This window comes from Streptomyces sp. RG80, assembly GCF_040446465.1.
Taxonomy (GTDB): domain Bacteria; phylum Actinomycetota; class Actinomycetes; order Streptomycetales; family Streptomycetaceae; genus Streptomyces.
Window position 1 is genome coordinate 310,619 of sequence record NZ_JBEAAJ010000006.1, and the last position, 18,692, is coordinate 329,310.

Sequence of the window (18,692 nt, forward strand, 5' to 3'; positions counted from 1 at the left end):
CCGTTGCCGCGTTCAGACGCCTACATGGACATGGGCGGCCCAGAACCACGGGCTGTCCCGGTACTGGTCGCGTAGCGCGTGTACGGCGGTGTGGAGGGCGTGGGCGGCACGTGCTGCCACCGGCTCGGGCGCCCCCAGCGCCGCGTACGTTCTCGCCGCGAGGTCCAGCGCGACCTCGTCGTCGGTCTCCCACAAAGTGCCCACGACATGGCGGTAGCCGGCGAGTTGGAGGGCGCTCGCCAGGTGCAGCGCCTCGTCGGCGAGGGCGGTCCCGGTGCCGGCGGTGCCGCAGGCGGACAGATAGGCCAGTTCCGCGCCGGGCAGGTCGAGCCGGGAGATGTCGGCGACCGTCAGACGCTGGTCGGCGGGGTCGTGGACCAGCAGGTGGCTGCGGGAGGGGCTGTCGGGTTCGGTCACGCCGTGGCCGCAGAAGTGCAGCCAGTCATGGCGCCGGATCTCCTCGAGCACCCGGCCGCGGGTGGCGTGCGTGCCGTCCAGCAGCCGCGCGCCGGTCAGAGTCCGGGCCAGCAGGTCGGCCTCCTCGGCCGCCCGCTCCAGACTGCCGCTGCCCGGTGCCCCGGGGACGGAGACGACCAGGAAACGGCCGGGCGTGACGGAACCGGCGCGGCGAGGCAGGAGACGGGAGCGCCTCTCGTCCTTCGGCGCCCGGCCATGGGTGCGTGCCGGGCGGCTACGGGTGTGCGCGAGGGCCCGCACGGTGGGGGTGTACGAGGAGACGACCCGGTCGAGGACCGTGCGGGGCTGCGGGCGTCCCGACTCACGGTGGTGGCCCGCCGCGTGCAGCGGCAGCACGGTGAGCGGTCCGGTGGGCACCCACCACAGCCGCCGTGGCGTGTGTGCGCCGGGCCAGGCGTCGGGCTCCAGCGCGTCGAGCACCGGGGCCGCCACGGTGTCCCAGAGTCGGCGCAGGGTCAGGTCGAGGATGTCCTGCCGGTCGGGGTCCGCAAGGAAGTCCCGTTCCGGGTCGGTGAATTCGCGCAGCGCGGTGAGGAACTTCTCGCTGAGGCCCCGGACTTCGTCGAGAGTCAGGGCGGGCAGCGGGACCACACGTAACCCGGTGCGGGTGAGCAGCAGGGCGTCGCAGCGGAAGCGGCTCACGTTGACGACCGCGATCGGTCCGTCGGCGGCCTGCTTCAACAGGTCGGGTACCGGGGGTGGTTGGAGAAAGTGCTCGAATCCCGGCCGGGTGGTGCGGATCTCGGCGAGGAGGTCGTGCCATTCCCCGGCGAGGACGTGCCGGACGTCCGCGGCGGTGGCACCGTCCGAGGGGCGGTCACCGTGGGTGGGGACCGGGGTGTCCAGTGCGGTGCGCAGGGTGCGTAGGCGCTCAGCGGTGTGAGGGTCCTGCCGGGTGAGTTCGGACATGTCGTCGCGGCCCTGGAGCCCGCGCCCCAGGAGTACCCCGCGGCCCAACTCCAGCAGCGCCAGGGCCTGTTCCGGCTCGCCGGCCGCCAGGTGGCAGGCCGCGGCGTCACTGGACAGACCGGACAGCGCGGTCAGGGTGTGCTCGGTGTCGGCGGTCGTGAGGTTGCGCGGGGTGAGGACGGGCAGCAGCGCCACCGCGTCCCCATAGGCCCGCGCGGCCTGCCGCACATCGCCCGCGACCATGGCCAGGTTGGCCCAGTGCGTCAGGGACCAAAGCCGCACGCGTGGCGAAGCCGCCGGGTGCGTGGCGGCGGCACGGTGGCAGTGGAGGGCTTCGTCGAGATGCCGCGTGTTCACGCCGCCGAGCGCCGTCCCGGTCCGCAAGATCCTCGCCGTCAGTAATCGGCCGCGCAGATACAGCAGTTGGGCCCGGTCTCCATGGTCGTCCGGCACGGCGGCGAGTGCCTCGTCGAGCAGGGCTCTGGCGCGGGTGGCGACGGAGGAGAGGGAGGGGGAGGACGGGGAGGCGGGGGAAGGGGAGGGGGAGCCCTCTTGGACCCAGATCTGTGTGAGGGCATCGGCGAGACTGCCGAGGATGCGAGGGCGTGCGGGGTCCCCGCGCGGAAGTCCGGCCAGGGCCTGTTCGTAGGCGGCGATGCGTTCCTCGCCGCTCGCGGCGTTGCCGAGGCCCAGGCGGATCATGCCGAACCCGGGGTGCCCGGGCGCGGCCGACGCGGCCGCCTCCTGTCCCAGCCGCCGGGATTCCCGCAGGTCGGCCGGTTCGCCCAGGCGCTCGTGGCGCAGGCGCAGCGCGATACCGAGGTTGTGCAGGCAGCCGGCCCAGTTCGGGTCCGGCTCGGCCCCGTCGGCACCCTCGACGGCCGCGCGGCGATCGGCGTCGGCCACCGCCACGGCCACCCGCCCGAAGCGCACCGCCTCCTCCAGATCGCCCAGCGCATTGGTCCGCTCGTACCGCAGCCGCAGCGCCACCCCGAGGGTCGTGGCCAGCGCGCCGCGCTCGGGATGCCCGCTACCATGGGCCACTTCGGCCTCGCGGAGCACCTGGATCGCCTCGTCGAGGTCGGTGAGGTTGCCTCGGGCCTCGTAGCGCAGGCGCAGGATGCTGCCCAGCCGCCGCAGGGCCGAGGCGCGTTGCGGCAACAGGGCCCGGGGCGCCGCGCTCACCGTCGCCCGGGCGGCTGCCTCGGCCCGCGCCAGCACCTCGGAATCGCCCGGCGAATCGACGGCCTCCTGCTCCAACAGGGCGGCTCGGCCGTCGAGTTCGGCCACGCGTGCCCAGGTCTGTTCGACGGGCTCGTCCGGCAGGTCGTCCAGGACTTCCTCGTCGTCTCCCGGGCCGGCCAGGGCATCCAGGGCTTGCGCCAAGAGCAGCGCGTCCTCGGCGGCCTCGCCCGTGAGCAGCAGGGATCGAGCCCGGTACAGTCCGGCGACAGCGGCGACGGCCTGCGGGTCGCGAGCGGGGTCGGCGACGCAGGCCATCAACGCCGTCGCCTGCCGCAGCGCTTCGGGATCCAGCACCGCGTCCCGGTCCATCGTGGCGGTGAACAGGCTTACCCGCGCCATCAGCGCGCGGGTGAGCTCGTCACGCAACTGAAGCGCCATCGCCCCCGCTTCCCGTCGGCCACGTGCCTGCCAGTACGGTACGGCCACACGCGAGGGAACGAAAGCGTTGTCGATCGAGGGCGGGTCGGGCGAAATGCGGGGGACACTACGGTGATGAGCGACCGACAGGCCCGGCAACTCGCCTGGATCTGCGACCAGGCCGACCGGCTGCGCCAGCTGGCGGACCGCAAGAACCTACGTGCCGAACTGGACCACATCCTGGCGGAGTTGGCGAAACCCGCTGCCGAGCTGCCGACACTGCTGCGGCAGACCGCGGATCTTTTGCGCCGGTGCGGCATGCCCGGCTTGCTTCGCGGAACCGTTCCCGCCCTCGCTGACGCGCAAGGCGGGCACCCTGTCGAGGAGTTCTACCTCTGCCCACTCCAGAGGGAGTCGCGCTGCACCCGCATGATCCACGCCTTCGACATCCCCGAAGCGGCCGCCGCGCCGCCATGTCAGCTCACCGGACTGCCGCTGCGACTGAGGGAGTTCTGACCCGTGGAGGCCTTTCTCGGCACCCTGGGCGGGAAGTTGGCGGACACCTGGGTCTCGCTGCTCGTCCTGCCCGGTCTGCTCTACGTGTCCGTGGCCGCCGCCGGATCCGTCCTGGGACACCGAGGTGCCTTCGACGTAAGCCTCCTGACGGACCGTCTGGACGAGGTGGCCGCGAGTCCCGCCGCGCACTCCAACGGCACGATCGTCCTCGCCGCCGCCTTCGTCCTGGCCGCCTCGGCGGGCGCGGGCATGCTCGCCTCTTTCCTGGGCGGTGCCGTCGAGCGGCTGTGGCTGGGGGAGTGGCCCGCACCTCTGGACCGTGCCGCAGGTCCGCTCACGCGGCGCCGCTCGCGCCGCTGGACCGAGGCCCGGGACCGCTATCACGGCGCCGTACTGAGCCGCGCCGCCGCAGCCGACGTCCTCGAGGATCTCGACGTACTCGACGATCTCGACCCCGACCGGACGCCGTCCGCCGAGACGGACACCGTCGCCCTGAACGAGGCCCGCAACCGCATCGCCCTCGCTCCGCCCCGGCGGCCCACGTGGATGGGGGACCGGCTGGTGGCCGTCGACCACCGGGTGTTCGACGCCTACCGGATCGATCTGTCCTCCGCGTGGCCTCGCCTGTGGCTGCTGCTGCCCCCGACGCCTCGGGCGGACCTGATGTCGGCGCGGGACGCCATCGGTGTCGCCGCCCGCCGCGCGGGCTGGGGCCTGATGTATCTCGCGGTGGCCCCGTGGTGGTGGCCCGCCGCGCTGGCCGGGGCCATCACGTTGGTGGGCGCCTGGCGGGGCGGGCGCGAAGCGGCCAACACCTTCGCCGAACTCGTCGAGTCGACGGTCGACCTGCACGCACGCAGGCTGGCCGCCGCGCTCGGCGTCAGCAACGGCACGGGCAGACGGCTCACCCACGACGCCGGCCGGGAGATCACCCGGCTGCTCCGCAAGAAGACGTGATGGCACGCCCCCGCACGTGCCGTCCGCGGGCGCGGCGGACGGTACGTGCGGGGGCGTGCGATGGGTGCGGTACGGCAGGTCGGCCGGATCAGCCGTTGTACGGGGCCGTCACGTCCAGGACCCAGGTCACGCCGAAACGGTCGGTGAGCATCCCGTACAGGGGCGCCCACTGCGCGGGCTCCAGCGGGCGCACGATGGTCGAGCCCTCGGCGAGTCCGGCCCACAGGGCGGAGATCTCCTCGGTGTCATCGCCGCGCACGGAGACGAAGAACGGGTTGTCGCCCCGGTTCCAGGGCAGCTGCGAGGGCACGTCGTAGGCCATGACGTGGAAGCCGTTGTCGCCGGCGACCTCGCCCCACATCACCCAGTCCGCCTCGTTCTCGTTCTGGACGGCGCCCGCGTCCTTGTAGGTGACCGTGACGGTCCGGCCGCCGAAGACGGACCGGTAGAAGTCCAGCGCCTGGCGTGCGGTGCCCCGGAAGTTCAGGTGTGTGGTGGTCGTGACGGACATGCTCTGCTCCCTGCCTCGAGAAGATCGAAATGACGTGTGCGCTTGCTCGAGTGCCGACGATGTCGGAGGTAGCGGACAGGATGTGTCCGGTACTGCGGGAAGGATGGAGCGTATGCACAAGACCTCTTCCCGGCTGCTCGCGCTGCTCTCACTGCTGCAGGCGCACCGTGACTGGTCCGGTGAGGATCTCGCCGCGCGGCTCGACATCACCTCGCGCACCGTGCGCCGTGACATCGACCGTCTGCGTGAACTCGGCTACCGGATCACGACCGTCAAGGGACCGGCGGGCGGTTACCGTCTGGACGCGGGCGCCCACATGCCGCCCATGCTCTTCGACGACGGCCAGGCCGTCGCCCTGGCCGTGGCGTTGCGGACCGCGGCCGCCGACGCCACCGTCGGCGAGGACGCCACCCGCGCCCTGGCCACCCTGCGCCAGGTCATGCCGTCCCGACTGCGCCATCGCATCGACCTGCTGCCCGTCACGGCCGTCCGGCCGCCCACGGCCCCGGCCACCGATCGGATCGACAGGCACGTCCTGACGGCCCTGGGCCGCGCCGTTCACGCCCGCGAGGAACTGCGCTTCGACCACACCCCGGTCCACGACACCTCGACCGGCGACACCAGGCGAGTGGAACCCCACCACCTGGTCACCCGGCTCAACCGCTGGTACCTCGTGGCCTGGGACCTCGACCGTGAGGACTGGCGGACCTTCCGCGTCGACCGCATCCGGCCCCGCACCCCCACCGGCCCCCGCTTCAGCCCCCGAGAACTCCCCGGCGGCAGCGTCTCCGCCTTCGTCACCAGCCGATTCCGCGGCAACGACGGCGCCGCCACCGACTGGCCCTGCCAGGGCGAAGTCGTCCTGCACCGCCCGGCGGCCGAGGTCGCGCCCTTCGCCGGTGACGGGATCGTCGAGGAACTCGGCCCCCACCACTGCCGACTCACCCTCGGCTCCTGGTCATGGACCGGACTCGCCGCCACCCTCAGCCGCTTCGACACCGAGATCGAGGTCATCGGCCCACCCCGGCTGGCGACGGCGTTCGCGGACCTCGCCGCCCGCTGCACCCGCGCCGCGGGCGGCCCAGGACCGGCCCAATCACCCTGAGGAGACCCGGCGGCGGGCCTCAGCTCTCGGCGTTTCCCGGCGTTGGATGTCAGGTGACCGGTGACGGCTGCCATGTTGCCTCCACCAGGGCCCGTTCCGTGCCGGACAGATAGACCGCCGCCGCGAGCCACTTCCGTGCGTACGCGTCCGGATCGGACTCCTGGGTGCGGCCGAACACATCGCGCTCGCGCCGGTCGGCCTCCGCGGCGAGTGCCTCAGCCAGCTCCGCGGCCGCCCGGAAGCCGCTACGCCGCAGCGCCGCCGCCCCGGAGGCCCGGTCACCGTCACGCGCGGGCTCGGCGGCGGCCCGGCGGCCCCCGGACACGGCTACCTCGACCAGCCGTCGCAGCCGCCACAGGGGTGCTTCGGTCACTGGATCCGGCGGGAACGCCGACAGCCCTTCCACCGACGGCAGTTCGTCGGCCGGCGGGAAGTGCGCGCCTTCCAGGCGGTCGTAGCCCAGATCCGCGTGCCCCGCCCACTCGGGCGGCAGCCGCAGCGTCGCCGAGCCGTCCGGCACGGGCCCGACCGCCAGTGGCCGGAGCGTCGCGGCGCGCGTGGCGTCGAGACGTCCTACGACCCGCAACCGCAGTCCCGGCCGAGAGGCCAGCTTGCGGAAGTTGGCCCCATGGGCCAGGCCGGGATGGCTGTTGGCCGGCACCAGCCGGATCAGCAGCCCCTCCGTGGCCGACCCGTCGGGCGGCAACTCCCGTGCGAACAGCTGGTCTTCGGCTGCTCCTACGACGATGACGTCACAGCCGACCAGTTCATCGGCCGCCTGACCGCCTTGCTCCGGCTCGGTCACCGCGGCGGCCTCCAACCGCCTCGCCGCGGTTTCGGCCAGGGGGCGGGAGAACAGGCGGGCGAGCGGGCCCGACGTCCAGGACAGGCCCGTGACGGGGGTGGCCCGAACTCCCTTGCCGGCGCCGAGACGGCCGTCCGGGGAGAGCGTCGCACCGGAGATCAACAGCCCGCCCCGGGAGAGCTGCGCGTGATCGAGGCTGCCGGAACCGAGCGCGACGGTGGCCGTGGCGGCACCCCGCGCCCGTGCCGTACCACCGGGTTTGACGTCGGCCACGGAGAACCAGCGCCCCTCGTCGGACAGGACGTGGGTGACGATTCCGCCGTAGCCGGTCGCCGAGATCACCGGCTCCCGGCACACTCCGTGCACCCGCAGGCTGCCGCCCGGCCGGTAACCGCGCCGGGCGGTGCCGACCAGCGCCGGGTCGGGATCGGACGCTGCCAACAGGCCGCTGGTGAGGAGCAGTTCGCGCAGACCGGCCACCAGATCGGCCAGCCGGTGGCCGTCGTGGCGGGCGCGGGCCGCGCGCACCGCGCGCACCACCCGCAGGGCGGCGGCCTCCGGGCGGTACAGCCCGGCGAGCCGGGCCGTGTGCGCGGCCCGCAGCAACTCGGCCTGCGGCACCGCGCCCGCGCCGGGCACACCGGCGGCGAGTACTGCGGCGGCCGCGGTCCACAGTCCGGCCGCGGCCGCCACCTGAGACGCGGTCGGTCCTGCCGTCGGCGGTATGTCGGGGACGGGCGTATCGGCGGCTTCGCCCGGTCCTTCTGCCGGGCTCTCGCCCTCCTCGGGGGTGGGATCCGGGGCCTCGGCAGCGGTGTCCGCGTCGGCCACCGGAGCGGCTCCGAGCACTGCCGCGCGGTGCAGGCACCGGGGCGCGAGCAGACAGCTGCACTCCGCCTGGCCGTCGTCCGTGACCGCGCCGGACGGTCCGGGAGTGAGGGTGACCTCGGCGTCCTCACCGCACCGCACGCGCCGTACGGCGCCGTCGACGGTGACGGGCAGTGTCGCGTACGTCTCGATCGCGGCGTCCAGTTTCTTGCGCAGCCGGGACGTCAGTTGCTCCACGGCGGCGGCGACCACCTCGGGCGCGACGGGAGGCAGGTCGGTGTTCATCGGGTCTCTCCGCGGAGGCGGTCGCCCACCCAGCGGGCGAGGGCGAGGGGACTGAGGGCGGCGACCGGCATTCCGGCCGCGACGAGCTGCTGGGCGATGGGCACCGAGTAGCGCGGGGTGCCGGTGTCGTCCAGGGCGGCGCAGCCCATCAGATGCACCCCGGAACCCGCTAGGGCCCGTACCTCGCCGAGGAGTCCGCCGAGCGGATATCCCTCCTCGAAGTCGCTGACCACCACCACGAGGGTCCGGCTGGGGACCGTCACCAGGGAACGCGCCTGGGCCAGTCCGGCCGCGATGTGCGTGCCGCCGCCGACCCGCACCTCCAGCAGCAGGGACAGCGGGTCGTCGACGCGCTCCGTCAGGTCGATCACCTCCGTGGAGAAGGCGAGGAAGTGCGTGCTCAGCGTGGGCACTCCGCCCAGGACGGCCGCGGTCAGCGCCGACCAGACGACGGATGCCTCCATCGACCCGGACACGTCGACCACCAGGATCAGCCGCCAGTCCGCCTCCCTGCGGGAGCGGGTGCTGAACACCGGCCGTTCCGGGACGACCAGGGTGCGGCCGTCGTCCGTCCTGCGGGTGTGGACGAGGTTGGCCCGCAGGGTGCGCGGCAGATCGATCCGGCCTCCGGGCCGGTGGGTGGGGCGCGGTGTGGCCAGTCCGGTCAGTGCCGGGCGCAGCCGGGTGGCCAGCTCCTTGGCCAGTTCGTCGATCAGACGGCGCACCAGCGGGCGCAGCCGGGCCAGTTGCTGTTCCGGCATACCGCCGGCCAGGGACAGCACGGACGTCAGCAGTTCGACCGAGGGGCGGACCGCCTTCGGGTCGAGTTCGGCCAGGACGTCGCTACGGCCCTGGTCGGCCGCCAGTGCCAGCACCTCCTCCCGGACGTCGGCGCCGAACAGCGCGTCGAGTTCGTCGGCCCACTCGCGGGCGGTAGGGAAGGACGCGTCCTGGCCGCCGCCCTGCCCGCCCTCCCGGCCGAGGTCCGCGGAGCCCTCGCCCCGGCCGGTGCCGTACAGCTCGTCGAGTGCCTGCGCGTAACGGAGCGCGTTCTGCGGCAGTTTGTCGCTCTCTCGGCCGAGGAGGAGTCGCCAGCGGTCGGTCGGCGTGAGGTGGAGGGCTGAGCCGGGTGGTCCGTCGGGCCGGGTCGCGGCCGGTGGTGGGGCGGGCACGGGAGCGTCGGTGGTGTCCGTTGCGGTGCGGATCGGGGCGCTCTGGGCCGCGGGCAGGGCAGTTCCCAGCGGCGCTCGCAGCGACTCGACGGCCGCGCGGCCCGCCGCGTCGGCGGCGGTCCACAGCGCGAGCAGCCGCGGTGAGGCGCCGAGCGAGAGGTCGAGACGGTCGCCGAGGCGTTCGGTGACCGTGCCCAGGAGCCGGTCGCGGCCCGCCGGGCTGAGCGTGTCGAAGCCACCGCGCAGGGCGGGCAGCCGGGAGAGGAACCCCTGGTCGGTGAGCGTGTCGATCCTGTCGAGCAGCGGGTCCAGAGCGGTCGGCGCCGACTGGAGCAGCGGCGCGGCACCGCTGAGCAGGCCGGTCAGCCGACGGCTCATCGCGTGCCGTTCGCCGGGCCCGGTGGCGGTGTCGATCCAGCCCGCCGCGCGGGTGCCTAGAGTGTCCGTGCCGTCGAGGTCGAGCATGACCCGGGCGGCGAGCGCGGCCCCCTGGAGCAGCGGGGAGCCGGTGCGGGCGAGGTTCTCCAGCGCGTCGTCCATGCGCAACCCGAGCCGGTGTTCACCCGCACGCGCGGCCAGTGCCACGAGCGCGTCCGCGTCCTGCGGATCGTCGCTGCCTGCCAGGCCAGGCAGGGACCGTACCGCCGACTCCAGTAGTTCGGCGGCGAGTTCGGCGGCCGCCTCCCGGCCCTTGGCCGTAGCGCCGGGCAGGTGGCCCCGCCGCAGCGCCTCCAACAGGTCGAGGGCGGTCAGGAGTTCGGGGAGGGTGGCGCACGTGGGGAGCACCTCGGCGGCGTCGGCCAGCCGCTCGGCGACCAGGGAGGGCAGGTCGCACTGGGCGGCGCCGCGGAGCTGGGCGAGCACGAGGGCGCTGGTGGGGCCACCGTCCGCCGCCTCCCTGCGGAAGGTCTCCCGCAGGGTGCCCTCGGCGGCCAGGGCCGTGGTCACACCCCGGATGCCGGCCAGATCCAGCCGGACGGGGACGGCCGGCGTCCACGACAACCGCCACCGGGTGGTCAGCGCGGCCCCGTCCCCCGTGCCCGACACCCGGATCGGTTCGCCGTACCCGGCACCGCACACGGCGAGCCGTTGCAGCAGGGTCTCGCGGCGGCCGTCGAGGGCCGAACGCAGCGGGTCGAGGCGCAGTTCGCGCGCGGCGGGCTCGTCGGGGCCCGGCAGCCGCAGCGCCGCCAGTTCGGCCTCGACGGACGGGCCGAGCCCGGAGCGGGGCGTGCCCGGGGCGACGCGGCCACGGTCGGTGCCCACCAGGACGACCTCCAGCGCCCGCGCCAGTGCCCGTCCGCGGCCGAGCGGTTCACCCTGGCCCAGCACGGTCGTCAGCGCCTCCAGCACCTCACCCCGACCGGGCGCCGCCAGCCCGCGCAACCGGGCCAGGTCACAGGCCACACGCAGGGTCTCGCGGGCCTCCCCGGTGCCGGCGACGTGTCCGGCCGCGCGCAGCTCACGGCACACATCGGTGACCGCCCGCGCGGCGGCCTCGTGCAGCCGCTCGGGGTCACCCCCGGCCGTGAACACCGCCTGCTGCCATCGCGGGTCGCGAATACCGGCCGGGTACCCGGAACGGGAGTCCAGCAGATCGAACGCATACGGCACGAGGGACGTGACGACGACCGACGGCTGCTCCACGACGGACTCGGGCGCCGCGTCGTGAGTCTCCGCCCCTGCTGCCACCAACGCCGGTGCGTGGAAGGCGCCCACGACGGCCGCGACCCGGCGTCCGCCGACCGCGGCGCGGGCGATCACCGCACGCATATGGTTCTCACGCGCCAGGTCCACCGAGGGGACCCCGCCCGCCGACTCGGCGTCGCGGCGCAGCGCCCAGCCGACGCCGAGGGCGGCCCGGCGGACGGCCTCGGGGGCGCAGCCGGGGGCGAGGACCTCCACGCTGCGGTCCCACATGTCGTCGCCGTCCCGTCCCGTCCCGGCCGCGGTGAGCGCCGCCGCGAACGCCGTGGGCGCCGAGGCGGCCCGCGCACCGTCGTCCGCGACGGGTGCGGGGCCGTCGGCTTGCCATCGCGGGTCGGACATCGGCAGGTCGCAGCACACGACCTCCGCGCCACGCTCCCGTGCCCAGCGGACCGCGGCGAGTTCGGGCGTGAAGTCGGCGAAGGGGTAGAAGCCGAGCCGCCCGCCCTCGCCGGCCCCGGCAAGCGCGACCGGGGCGAGAGTGCCGGGCGCCCCGAGATGGGTCAGCCACGGCTGGAAGTCGGTGGGCAGCTCCACGCACACGACCTCGGCGCCGGAGGCGTCCAACAGGGCGGGCACGGCGGCGGCGAGCGCCGGGCTGTGGTGCCGTACGCCCAGCAGATAGGGCACCACGGAGTCGGTGAGGGCGGCGAGGGCCGCCCTCGGTTCCTGAGCGAGTGTCACCGAAGGTTCTCCCGCAGGTCCCACAGCCGGCGCCAGGTCGCCGAGCCGTCCTCGGCACGGCGGCGCACCGGGCCGTCCCAGTAGCCGAGCAGCCGGGCGTGGTCGGCGGGGTCGTCCTTGCGGACCACGCCCAGCAGGTGGCCGGGGACCAGGTCGAGGGAGTCGCCGCCGGGCAGATAGGCGGCGGCCACGCCCAGGGAGACGGCGACCTGCACCGCCTCGGCGGTGGACATCACCGTGCCCGGGCGCTCCACGTCCCAGCCCTCCGACGAGCGTCCGGCGCGCAGGTCGCGGAAGACGGTGACCAGGACGTCGAGCACCGCGTCGTCGACGCCGAAGGCGGCGCCCGCCCGCGCCACGGCGGCCGTGGCCTGCGACTTGACGAGGGCGGTCTCGGCCTCGACGTCGGCGATCGGGTGCACGGTCTCGAAGTTGAAGCGCCGCTTGAGGGCGGCGGACATCTCCGAGCCCCCGCGGTCGCGGAGGTTGGCGGTGGCGATGACGGTGAAGCCGGGGGCGGCGGAGACTTGGGCGTCGTCGGTTCCGGAGAGTTCGGGCACGCTCATCCGCCGGTCGGACAGGATCGACACCAGGGCGTCCTGCACCTCGGGGAGACAGCGGGTGATCTCCTCGATACGGGCGGCCTTCCCGGCGCGCATCGCGGCGAGCACGGGCGAGTCCACCAGGGCCTGCGGGGTCGGGCCCTGGGCGAGGAGCAGCGCGTAGTTCCAGCCGTAGCGCAGGGCGTCCTCGGTGGTTCCGGCGGTGCCCTGCACGGTGAGCGCGCTGGTGCCGCAGACGGCCGCCGACAGCAGCTCCGACAGCATCGACTTGGCGGTGCCCGGTTCGCCGACGAGCAGCAGTCCGCGTTCTCCGGCGAGGGTGACCACGCACCGCTCCACCAGGGCGCGTTCACCGACGAACGTGGGCGTGATGACCAGGGTGTCGGGCAGCGGATCGGGCGCCTCGGGCAGCTTGAGGGCCTCTCCGCCGCTGCCGCAGACGAAGGTGATCACGGAGCGGGGCGTCAGCAGCCAGCCGGGCGGGCGGGGGCCGTCGTCGTGGGCGGCGAGAAAGGCGAGTTCGGTGGCGAAACGCTCTTCGGCGGGCAGCGTCTGCCGGGCCGGGAGGGCCGTCACCGTGTCGGTCAGGGGCATGGATGTCCTTGCTCGATGGATCGGTCTGTGGCGGTGCGGGGTGGGGGAGATGGAGACAGATGTGGGGGGCGGGGGCGCCGCCGGTGAGCGGCGCCCCGGGACCGCGCGGGTCAGCGACGGCGTCCGCGCCGCACCCTCAGCTCCTCGAAGCGGGGAGCGTCGCCGTCCCGCACGCGCTGCCACGCCCGGCGGTAGAGCTCCGCGGCCGGCTCGAACGGCACGATCAGGCCGAACGGCACGTGCTCGTCGGTCACCTCACCGAACAGCGGCAGCTTCCAGCGCTCCAGCGGAACGCGCGGCGTCGACTGCTCGACCCAGGCGCCGGGCAGGAACAGTGAGCGTCCCGCCCGGGTCCGGTTGGCCTCGACCACGAGGTCGGTGGCGGCCAGTTCGGCACGTGCCGCCTTGAGCCGGGCCGGCTTCCAGCCCGTCCAGCGGGCCGTCATGCGGTCGGTCGGATCGGGCATGGCGAGCAGCATCAGATAGAGCGTGGCTGCGTCCTCACCGAGGCCGTACTCCTTGGCCGCCTCCGTCACCAGCTCGGGAACCGAGCGGCTCGGGTCCTGCGGCCACCAGGTGCCGTTCTTGTCCCGGTCGCCCGCGAGCGGCGCGCCGGGGTCCGCGAGGAGGGCGGCGAACCGCTGGTCGCGGACCAGGCGCAGCGCCACTTCGGCGGCGTAGGGCCGCTGGTTGTCGACGCGCACCGCGGGCAGGTAGGGGTCCTGGCCCGCCTCGTCGAGAAGGGCGACCCGCAGGGCCGGGGCGGGCTGGTCGTCCTGGGTGGCCAGGACGACCGCGCCGTAGCGCTCGAACCCCGGGCCGGTCTCGGTGGGGGCGCCGGCCGTCTTCCGGAAGTCGGGGAGGCTGATGTAGCGCCCCAGGTCGAGCATGAGTCCCGGGTGGGCCAGCCGTTCGCGCACGGCGGTCAGGGCCGGGGGGAGCGCGGCCCGGATCGGGTCGCCCGCGGGCAGCCGGTGGGCGAGCCAGGCGGTCAGGCCGATCGCGCCGACCAGCGTCTCCACCGTGAACCCGTCCGTGTCGTCACCGACGGCCCGGACCCGGTCGCCCTTGACCGCCCACTCCAGATCCCGGCTGAGCTGCGGGGAACCGGCCGGGTCCAGCAAGGCGGGCAGCGCCTCCCGAATCTTCCAGGAGGCGTGCCGGAAGGCGCGGCCCGCCTCGCCGAGCAGTTCCTCGGGCACAGCCGTCCGCTTGCCGAGCCGGTCGTTCCACACCGCGGTGGCCGCCGCCACGTCCGGGCCCTCGGTCCACAGGCGTGCGGGCTCGGCGGGCAGCAGCGCGCCCACCACCGCGGAACGCACGGCGCCGTCGACGGCGTGCAGTTCGTCCTTGGCGACCGCCGCCGGGGCGACCTTCACCCCGATGAGGGTGCGCGCCTCGGAGCTCAGGAAGCTCCGCTCGTAGACGTCGATGTCCGGCAGGCCGGCGACGATCAGCCGGGCCATCGTGTCGGTCACCCCGGTGCGCCGGGCGAACTCCTCGGCGGCCTCCGGGAACCAGGGCGCCGGGCCACGTTCGGCCAGCTCCGCGAGGAGCGTGCCGAGGCGTCCGGCGTCCGCGTCCTGGCCCAGCGGCTCCGATGCCAGTGCCGTGTACGGCCGTGGCGTCTCGAACCGGCCGGACGGGTCGTGGAAGTAGCCGGTGAACGTGCCGCCGTCGTCCTCGAGCGAGCGGCGTCCGGTGATCGCGATGAACGCACCGTCGGGCAGCGGGAGCAGGCCGGTCCACGCCCCTTCGCGCCACTCGCCCAAAGGCGTGCGCAGTTCGGCCGCCTCCACCCGCAGACGCACCCGGCGCCAGTGCCCGGACGCCGCCGGCACCAGCCCGAGGCGGTCGAACGCGGCGAGCAGCGTGCGCAGTGTCTCGCGGTGCTCCTCGGTGGTGGTGGCGACGGCTGCCCGGTAGGCCAGGGCACTCGCCCGCTCGGGAAGCGTGTCCAACTCCGGCTGTCCCGTGGGCAGCCGGTGACCGTCGAGGTGGAGTCGGGCGTCCGGCCGGTCGGCGAGGGAGGGCTCGGCGAGCCCCGCGGCCCGGGCCAGCACGCGCAGGGCGCGGAAGACGCAGTCGGTCTCGTCGTCGCGGTTCCACCAGTAGCCCCGCGACGCGCCGAGTCCGTTCATCGCCTTGACCAGCGCGCCGTCCGTCGGTCCGGCGGGGCCCTCGTCCTCCAGGTTGCCTTCGAGGGCGCGGGTGAGCCGGTCCGCCGCGGCGTCCAGGACGGCCTGCTGGGCCGCGGCAAAGCGCGTGACACCGGCGATGCCCTTCACCAGAGCGTCGTGGGTGACGGGAAGCAGGGCGCGGATCGCGTCGGACAGCCCTTCCGCGTTGCCGCGCGCCGCAGCGGCCAGCAACGCCTCGGCCGTGTCCCGGTCGAGGCCGCGCAGCGCCTTGGAACCCTCCGGGTCACGCGGGGTCAGGCACTCCCAGTACTGCACGGGAGGCAGCAGCAGGGTCCCGTCGCCGAAGAGACCGGGCGTACGGTCGCACTGGCCCCAGGCGGTGACGACACCGTCCGCGTCGACCAGGTTGAGCTGCCAGTTGTTGCGCACGACGGCGGTGGCCCGCTCGGCGCCCGGGAAGACCACGAGCGCGCTCGGCACACCCACCTCGGCGGGCAGGGTGACGGTGTGTCCGGCGAGGTCCTCGGCACGCCGTGAGCCGTCGGGCAGTTCCACCACCCGGAGGCCCACCAGGCCGTTCACCGGAGCACTGGCCGGGGTGGCGCCCGCGGTGGGGGAGGGGAGCAGTCGGCCGTCGGCGAAGCTGCTGCCCTCGGGGGCGTCGCGCAGGGCGTCGGCCAGGAAGGCGGGCCTGCTCATGCGGCCGCGCTCGTTCGTGGCCGGGTCGAACTCGTACCAGCCGTGCGTCTCGCGGTCCTCGGAGCCGGCGTGCCAGACCCAGTAGGAGGAGCCGTCGAAGAGCACCTGGCGTTCCTCGGGCAGGGTGGTGTCCCCGGCGTGCAGGACACCGTGGCCGGTGGTCCGGCCGCCGCCCGGCAGGGGCAGCGTGATCGGGAAGTCGCCCCGGTACCAGTCCATCTCGGTGCCGCGGGTGGCGTGCGGTCCCTTGAGGGACTCGACGCGGTCGGCACGGGAGTGCCAATAGCCGCGCAGACCGTCCTTGCGGGAGTTCCAGTACACGAGGAGCTCGCCGTCCACGTGGTGGAAACCCGGGTCGCCCGACACGTCGTTCGCGGGCAGCCGCAGATCGTGGGTGAGCAGGGTGCCGTCGGCGCCGATGACCCGGGCCTGCGCCTTGCCGGCCACGACGAGGTGGGGCCAGGCGTCGGCGACGATGATGTCCTCGACCTGGCCCTTGGGGACGAGGTCGGCGGTCGCCTCCTCCCAGGCGGGCCAGCCCAGTTCGTCGAAGAGCCCGGCCCGCAGGGTGCGCGCCAGCACGGGTGCGAGGTCGGTGCCGACCGCGGCGCGTACGTCGTCCTCGGCCAGCGCCAGCGCCTCGGCGGGGAGCCAGCCCAGCCGGGTCAGCGCGTTCGGCAGCCCGGGCAGACCGACCGCGGTGAACCGCTGCACGACCGAGCTGACCCACTCCGTCAGCCAGCGGCGGCCGCCGGGCGACGCGGCCAGCAGACGGATGGCCCGCAGCCCCTGGTCGCTGTTGTGGAAGTGGTCCGCGCCCCGCAGGAAGGCGTCACGGAAGCGGGAGTCGGCTCCGAACAGCACCAGGTCCCGCTGCCCCTCGCCCACGGCCCACGCCATCAGCGGCAGATGCTCGCCCTTGTCCGGGGCGGCCACCGGCACCTTCAACGACAGCAGCAGGTCGATCAGGTCGATGTCGTGCAGCACCTTCAACGCCCGCCCGGACGCGGTGAGTTCGGCCCGCAGCAGGTCCGCGGCCCGCTCCACCAGCGGGTACAGCTCCGGCATCCGGGTGGAGCCACGCCAGGACCGAGCCCGCTCCCGGAACACCAGGAAACGCTCCAGCCAGCCCGCGGTGCCGCCGGAAGGCCGCTCCTCCGCGGGCAGGGAGCCGTCCCACAGCCCGGCCGAGGCGCCGGAGGCCTCCAGCACCTGGAGCCACATCGCGGGCATCTCGTCGTCGGCACTCGTGGGCAGCATGTCCAGCAGGGCACCGCGCACCCGCCGGTCCCGCTCGGCCAGCGCCACCAGGGCCGCCCGATGCCCCTTCCACCAGCCGGCCGCGGCACGCAGCGTCGCCGGCAGACCGAGCAGCTCGGCCAGATAGTCCTGTTCGGCACGGTCGGCGTCCTGGCCGGCGGCCCGGGCGAGCTTGCGCAGGTCGTTCGCCATCTGCGCGGACGGCGGCAGACCACCCGCGGTACGACGCAGGCACAACCGCGTGAAGCGACGCAGCGCCTCCTCCGCAGACACCCGCGCGGTCAGCTCCTTGACGTACGCGGACAGCACCTTGACCGGCAGCGCGCCGGCCAGCGCGAACTCCAGGAACACCGCGTCCAGGCGCTCCTCCTGCACCGTCAGCCCGTGCTCCGCCTCGGCCTTGCGGGCGCGGGTGAACAACTGGGCGGCGTAGGTGGCGTTCTCCTCGGCGAGGAACACCCGCCCGGCCTGCTCGTAGAACGTCGGCAGGAAGTGCGGGACCGACGCGGCCAGCCGCTGACCGAGCTCCAGACAGGCGTCCATGGCCGCCTTCGGACGGGACTTGGCCTGCCGGGCCGCCCGCTCCAGGTCCGGCACGACCCCCAGCGCGTGGTGGCCGTCCTCGGGGTGGTGCACCAGCACCCACTCCGGGAAGCCCAACGACTGGCGCAGCCCCAGCCCCACGACCGCCGGCTCGGCGTCCGGCTCCATCCCCAGGAACCCGGCGGCGAGATCCTCGGCCGCCCCCAGTTCACCGGCCACCAGCCGCACCACCACACGGTCGTCCAGACCGGGGTGACGGTAGGCGCGCGCCGTCAGCGGCACCGCGCGCTCGCCGGCCCCCTCGGTGTCCGGCGGCAGCACCGCACCCGCCGCCAGCAGCTCCTTGTACGACACCCGCGTCCCCCCGCTCATGCGTCCTTGCCCTCCTCGATCACGCGCCCGGCATACAGCGCCGCGGCCATCCGCATCCCCTCCGACCAGGCCACCGGCCCCACCTCCCGCAACGGGAGGGCACGGCCGTCCTGGTCCTGCCACGTGAGACCGCCGGTCTCCACGGTGTCCTCCCAGTACGGCTCGCCGATCCACACCGAGGCCTCCACGGTGCGCCCGCCGTCACGGACCCGGGCGGTGGAGTAGCCCCCGGAGACCCGGTAGCCGAGCGAACTGGCGCGCGCGGCGAGGGCGAAGCGGGACCGGAACGAGCCGCCGGTGAACTCCCGTATCTCGGTGGCCTTGGGATCGAGGTCAACGGGCCGCGTCCACGTCGCCCGGTGGATCTGCTCGACGCGCTGCACGATGCCCAGCTCCGCCGCGAACTCCCGGATGTCGTCCAGGTCGGGGAGCAGCACCGGGTGCGGAAGCGTGACCGTGCGCGGGGACAGCCGGACGGTCTCGCCGTCCAGGTTCACCACGCGCAGCTCGCCGTCCTCGGTGGCCCCTCGCAGGAAGCCGACCTCGTCGGGGTCGTCGCCCACCACGGCCATGTCACGCAGCGCGGACTGCCAGGCCTCGTCCGGCCACACCCGGGCCAGCAGAGCGGTGGGGACGGGCAACGACGACACCATCCAGGAGTCGACCTGCGCGACGCAGGCCGTGGCGTGCCGATCCAGCCATTCGGCGAACCGCCGCAGCCGGTCCACCTCCGGATGGTCGCGCAGTGCGGGCGGCAGCGCTTTCAACTGCCGCCCCGCCGCCCGGCCCGAGGTGGCGCGTGCCGCCACCCGTCCGTCCACCAGGGCGACTTCATACCCGTCACCCGCCGAGAGCCAACCCACGAGTCCCCGCCTTCCGCATCAAGACAGCAAGAAGAAAGCACAGTTCAGCCGGGACTTCCCGGCGCCAGTGCGACGATGCGAGGAACGTTAGCGGCGATC

The 18,692-nt window shown here is 74.3% G+C and carries 10 protein-coding genes; 3 read left to right on the top strand and 7 right to left on the bottom strand.

Annotated features, from left to right (window positions below):
- Positions 1-12 precede the first annotated feature (12 nt).
- Positions 13-3,009, bottom strand: coding sequence for a CHAT domain-containing protein (locus ABKA17_RS22230; protein ID WP_353693914.1), 2,997 nt, complete (start codon positions 3,007-3,009; stop codon positions 13-15).
- Positions 3,010-3,123: 114 nt separating this feature from the next.
- Between ABKA17_RS22230 and ABKA17_RS22235 the strand changes: the two genes are divergently transcribed.
- The gene (locus tag ABKA17_RS22235; protein ID WP_353693915.1) at positions 3,124-3,504 is read left to right on the top strand and encodes a hypothetical protein; all 381 of its coding nucleotides are present in this window, start codon (positions 3,124-3,126) and stop codon (positions 3,502-3,504) included.
- A 3-nt stretch (positions 3,505-3,507) separates the two neighbouring features.
- Positions 3,508-4,461, top strand: coding sequence for a hypothetical protein (locus tag ABKA17_RS22240; RefSeq protein WP_353693916.1), 954 nt, complete (start codon positions 3,508-3,510; stop codon positions 4,459-4,461).
- An 88-nt stretch (positions 4,462-4,549) separates the two neighbouring features.
- Here the strand turns inward: ABKA17_RS22240 and ABKA17_RS22245 are convergent, their stop codons facing one another.
- Positions 4,550-4,972 carry a VOC family protein gene (locus tag ABKA17_RS22245; RefSeq protein WP_353693917.1) on the bottom strand — a complete coding sequence of 141 codons (423 nt, stop codon included), beginning with the start codon at positions 4,970-4,972 and terminating at the stop codon, positions 4,550-4,552.
- A 112-nt stretch (positions 4,973-5,084) separates the two neighbouring features.
- On the opposite strand from ABKA17_RS22245, the gene ABKA17_RS22250 reads away from it, so the two are divergent.
- A complete protein-coding gene (locus ABKA17_RS22250; RefSeq protein WP_353693918.1) occupies positions 5,085-6,077 on the top strand; it encodes a helix-turn-helix transcriptional regulator in 993 nt (330 codons plus the stop codon).
- Between the two features lie 49 nt (positions 6,078-6,126).
- Here ABKA17_RS22250 and ABKA17_RS22255 read toward each other — a convergent pair whose 3' ends face one another.
- From ABKA17_RS22255 to ABKA17_RS22275, 5 genes are all read right to left on the bottom strand, one after another.
- Entirely contained in the window at positions 6,127-7,995 is a 1,869-nt protein-coding gene (locus tag ABKA17_RS22255; RefSeq protein WP_353693919.1) for a hypothetical protein, read from the bottom strand.
- Positions 7,992-11,558: a vWA domain-containing protein gene (locus ABKA17_RS22260; protein ID WP_353693920.1), complete on the bottom strand. Its 3,567-nt coding sequence runs from the start codon at positions 11,556-11,558 to the stop codon at positions 7,992-7,994. The genes ABKA17_RS22255 and ABKA17_RS22260 overlap by 4 nt, the downstream gene beginning before the upstream one ends.
- The gene (locus ABKA17_RS22265; RefSeq protein ID WP_353693921.1) at positions 11,555-12,715 is read right to left on the bottom strand and encodes an ATP-binding protein; all 1,161 of its coding nucleotides are present in this window, start codon (positions 12,713-12,715) and stop codon (positions 11,555-11,557) included. The genes ABKA17_RS22260 and ABKA17_RS22265 overlap by 4 nt, the downstream gene beginning before the upstream one ends.
- Positions 12,716-12,825: 110 nt before the next feature.
- Complete coding sequence (locus ABKA17_RS22270) at positions 12,826-17,730, bottom strand: DNA-binding protein (RefSeq protein WP_353693922.1); 4,905 nt, start codon at positions 17,728-17,730, stop codon at positions 12,826-12,828.
- On the bottom strand, positions 17,727-18,593 hold the full coding sequence (locus tag ABKA17_RS22275; RefSeq protein ID WP_353693923.1) for a DUF4132 domain-containing protein: 867 nt from the start codon (positions 18,591-18,593) through the stop codon (positions 17,727-17,729). Before ABKA17_RS22275 ends, ABKA17_RS22270 begins: the two co-directional genes overlap by 4 nt.
- Between the last annotated feature and the right edge of the window lie 99 nt (positions 18,594-18,692).

What these genes read in the sequence shown, in the direction of transcription:
- ABKA17_RS22250 (WP_353693918.1), top strand. Translation starts at nt 5,085, where the DNA reads ATGCACAAGACCTCTTCCCGGCTGCTCGCGCTGCTCTCACTGCTGCAG.
- ABKA17_RS22230 (WP_353693914.1), bottom strand. Translation starts at nt 3,009, where the DNA reads ATGGCGCTTCAGTTGCGTGACGAGCTCACCCGCGCGCTGATGGCGCGG.
- ABKA17_RS22270 (WP_353693922.1), bottom strand. Translation starts at nt 17,730, where the DNA reads ATGAGCGGGGGGACGCGGGTGTCGTACAAGGAGCTGCTGGCGGCGGGT.
- ABKA17_RS22265 (WP_353693921.1), bottom strand. Translation starts at nt 12,715, where the DNA reads ATGCCCCTGACCGACACGGTGACGGCCCTCCCGGCCCGGCAGACGCTG.
- ABKA17_RS22255 (WP_353693919.1), bottom strand. Translation starts at nt 7,995, where the DNA reads ATGAACACCGACCTGCCTCCCGTCGCGCCCGAGGTGGTCGCCGCCGCC.
- ABKA17_RS22235 (WP_353693915.1), top strand. Translation starts at nt 3,124, where the DNA reads ATGAGCGACCGACAGGCCCGGCAACTCGCCTGGATCTGCGACCAGGCC.
- ABKA17_RS22245 (WP_353693917.1), bottom strand. Translation starts at nt 4,972, where the DNA reads ATGTCCGTCACGACCACCACACACCTGAACTTCCGGGGCACCGCACGC.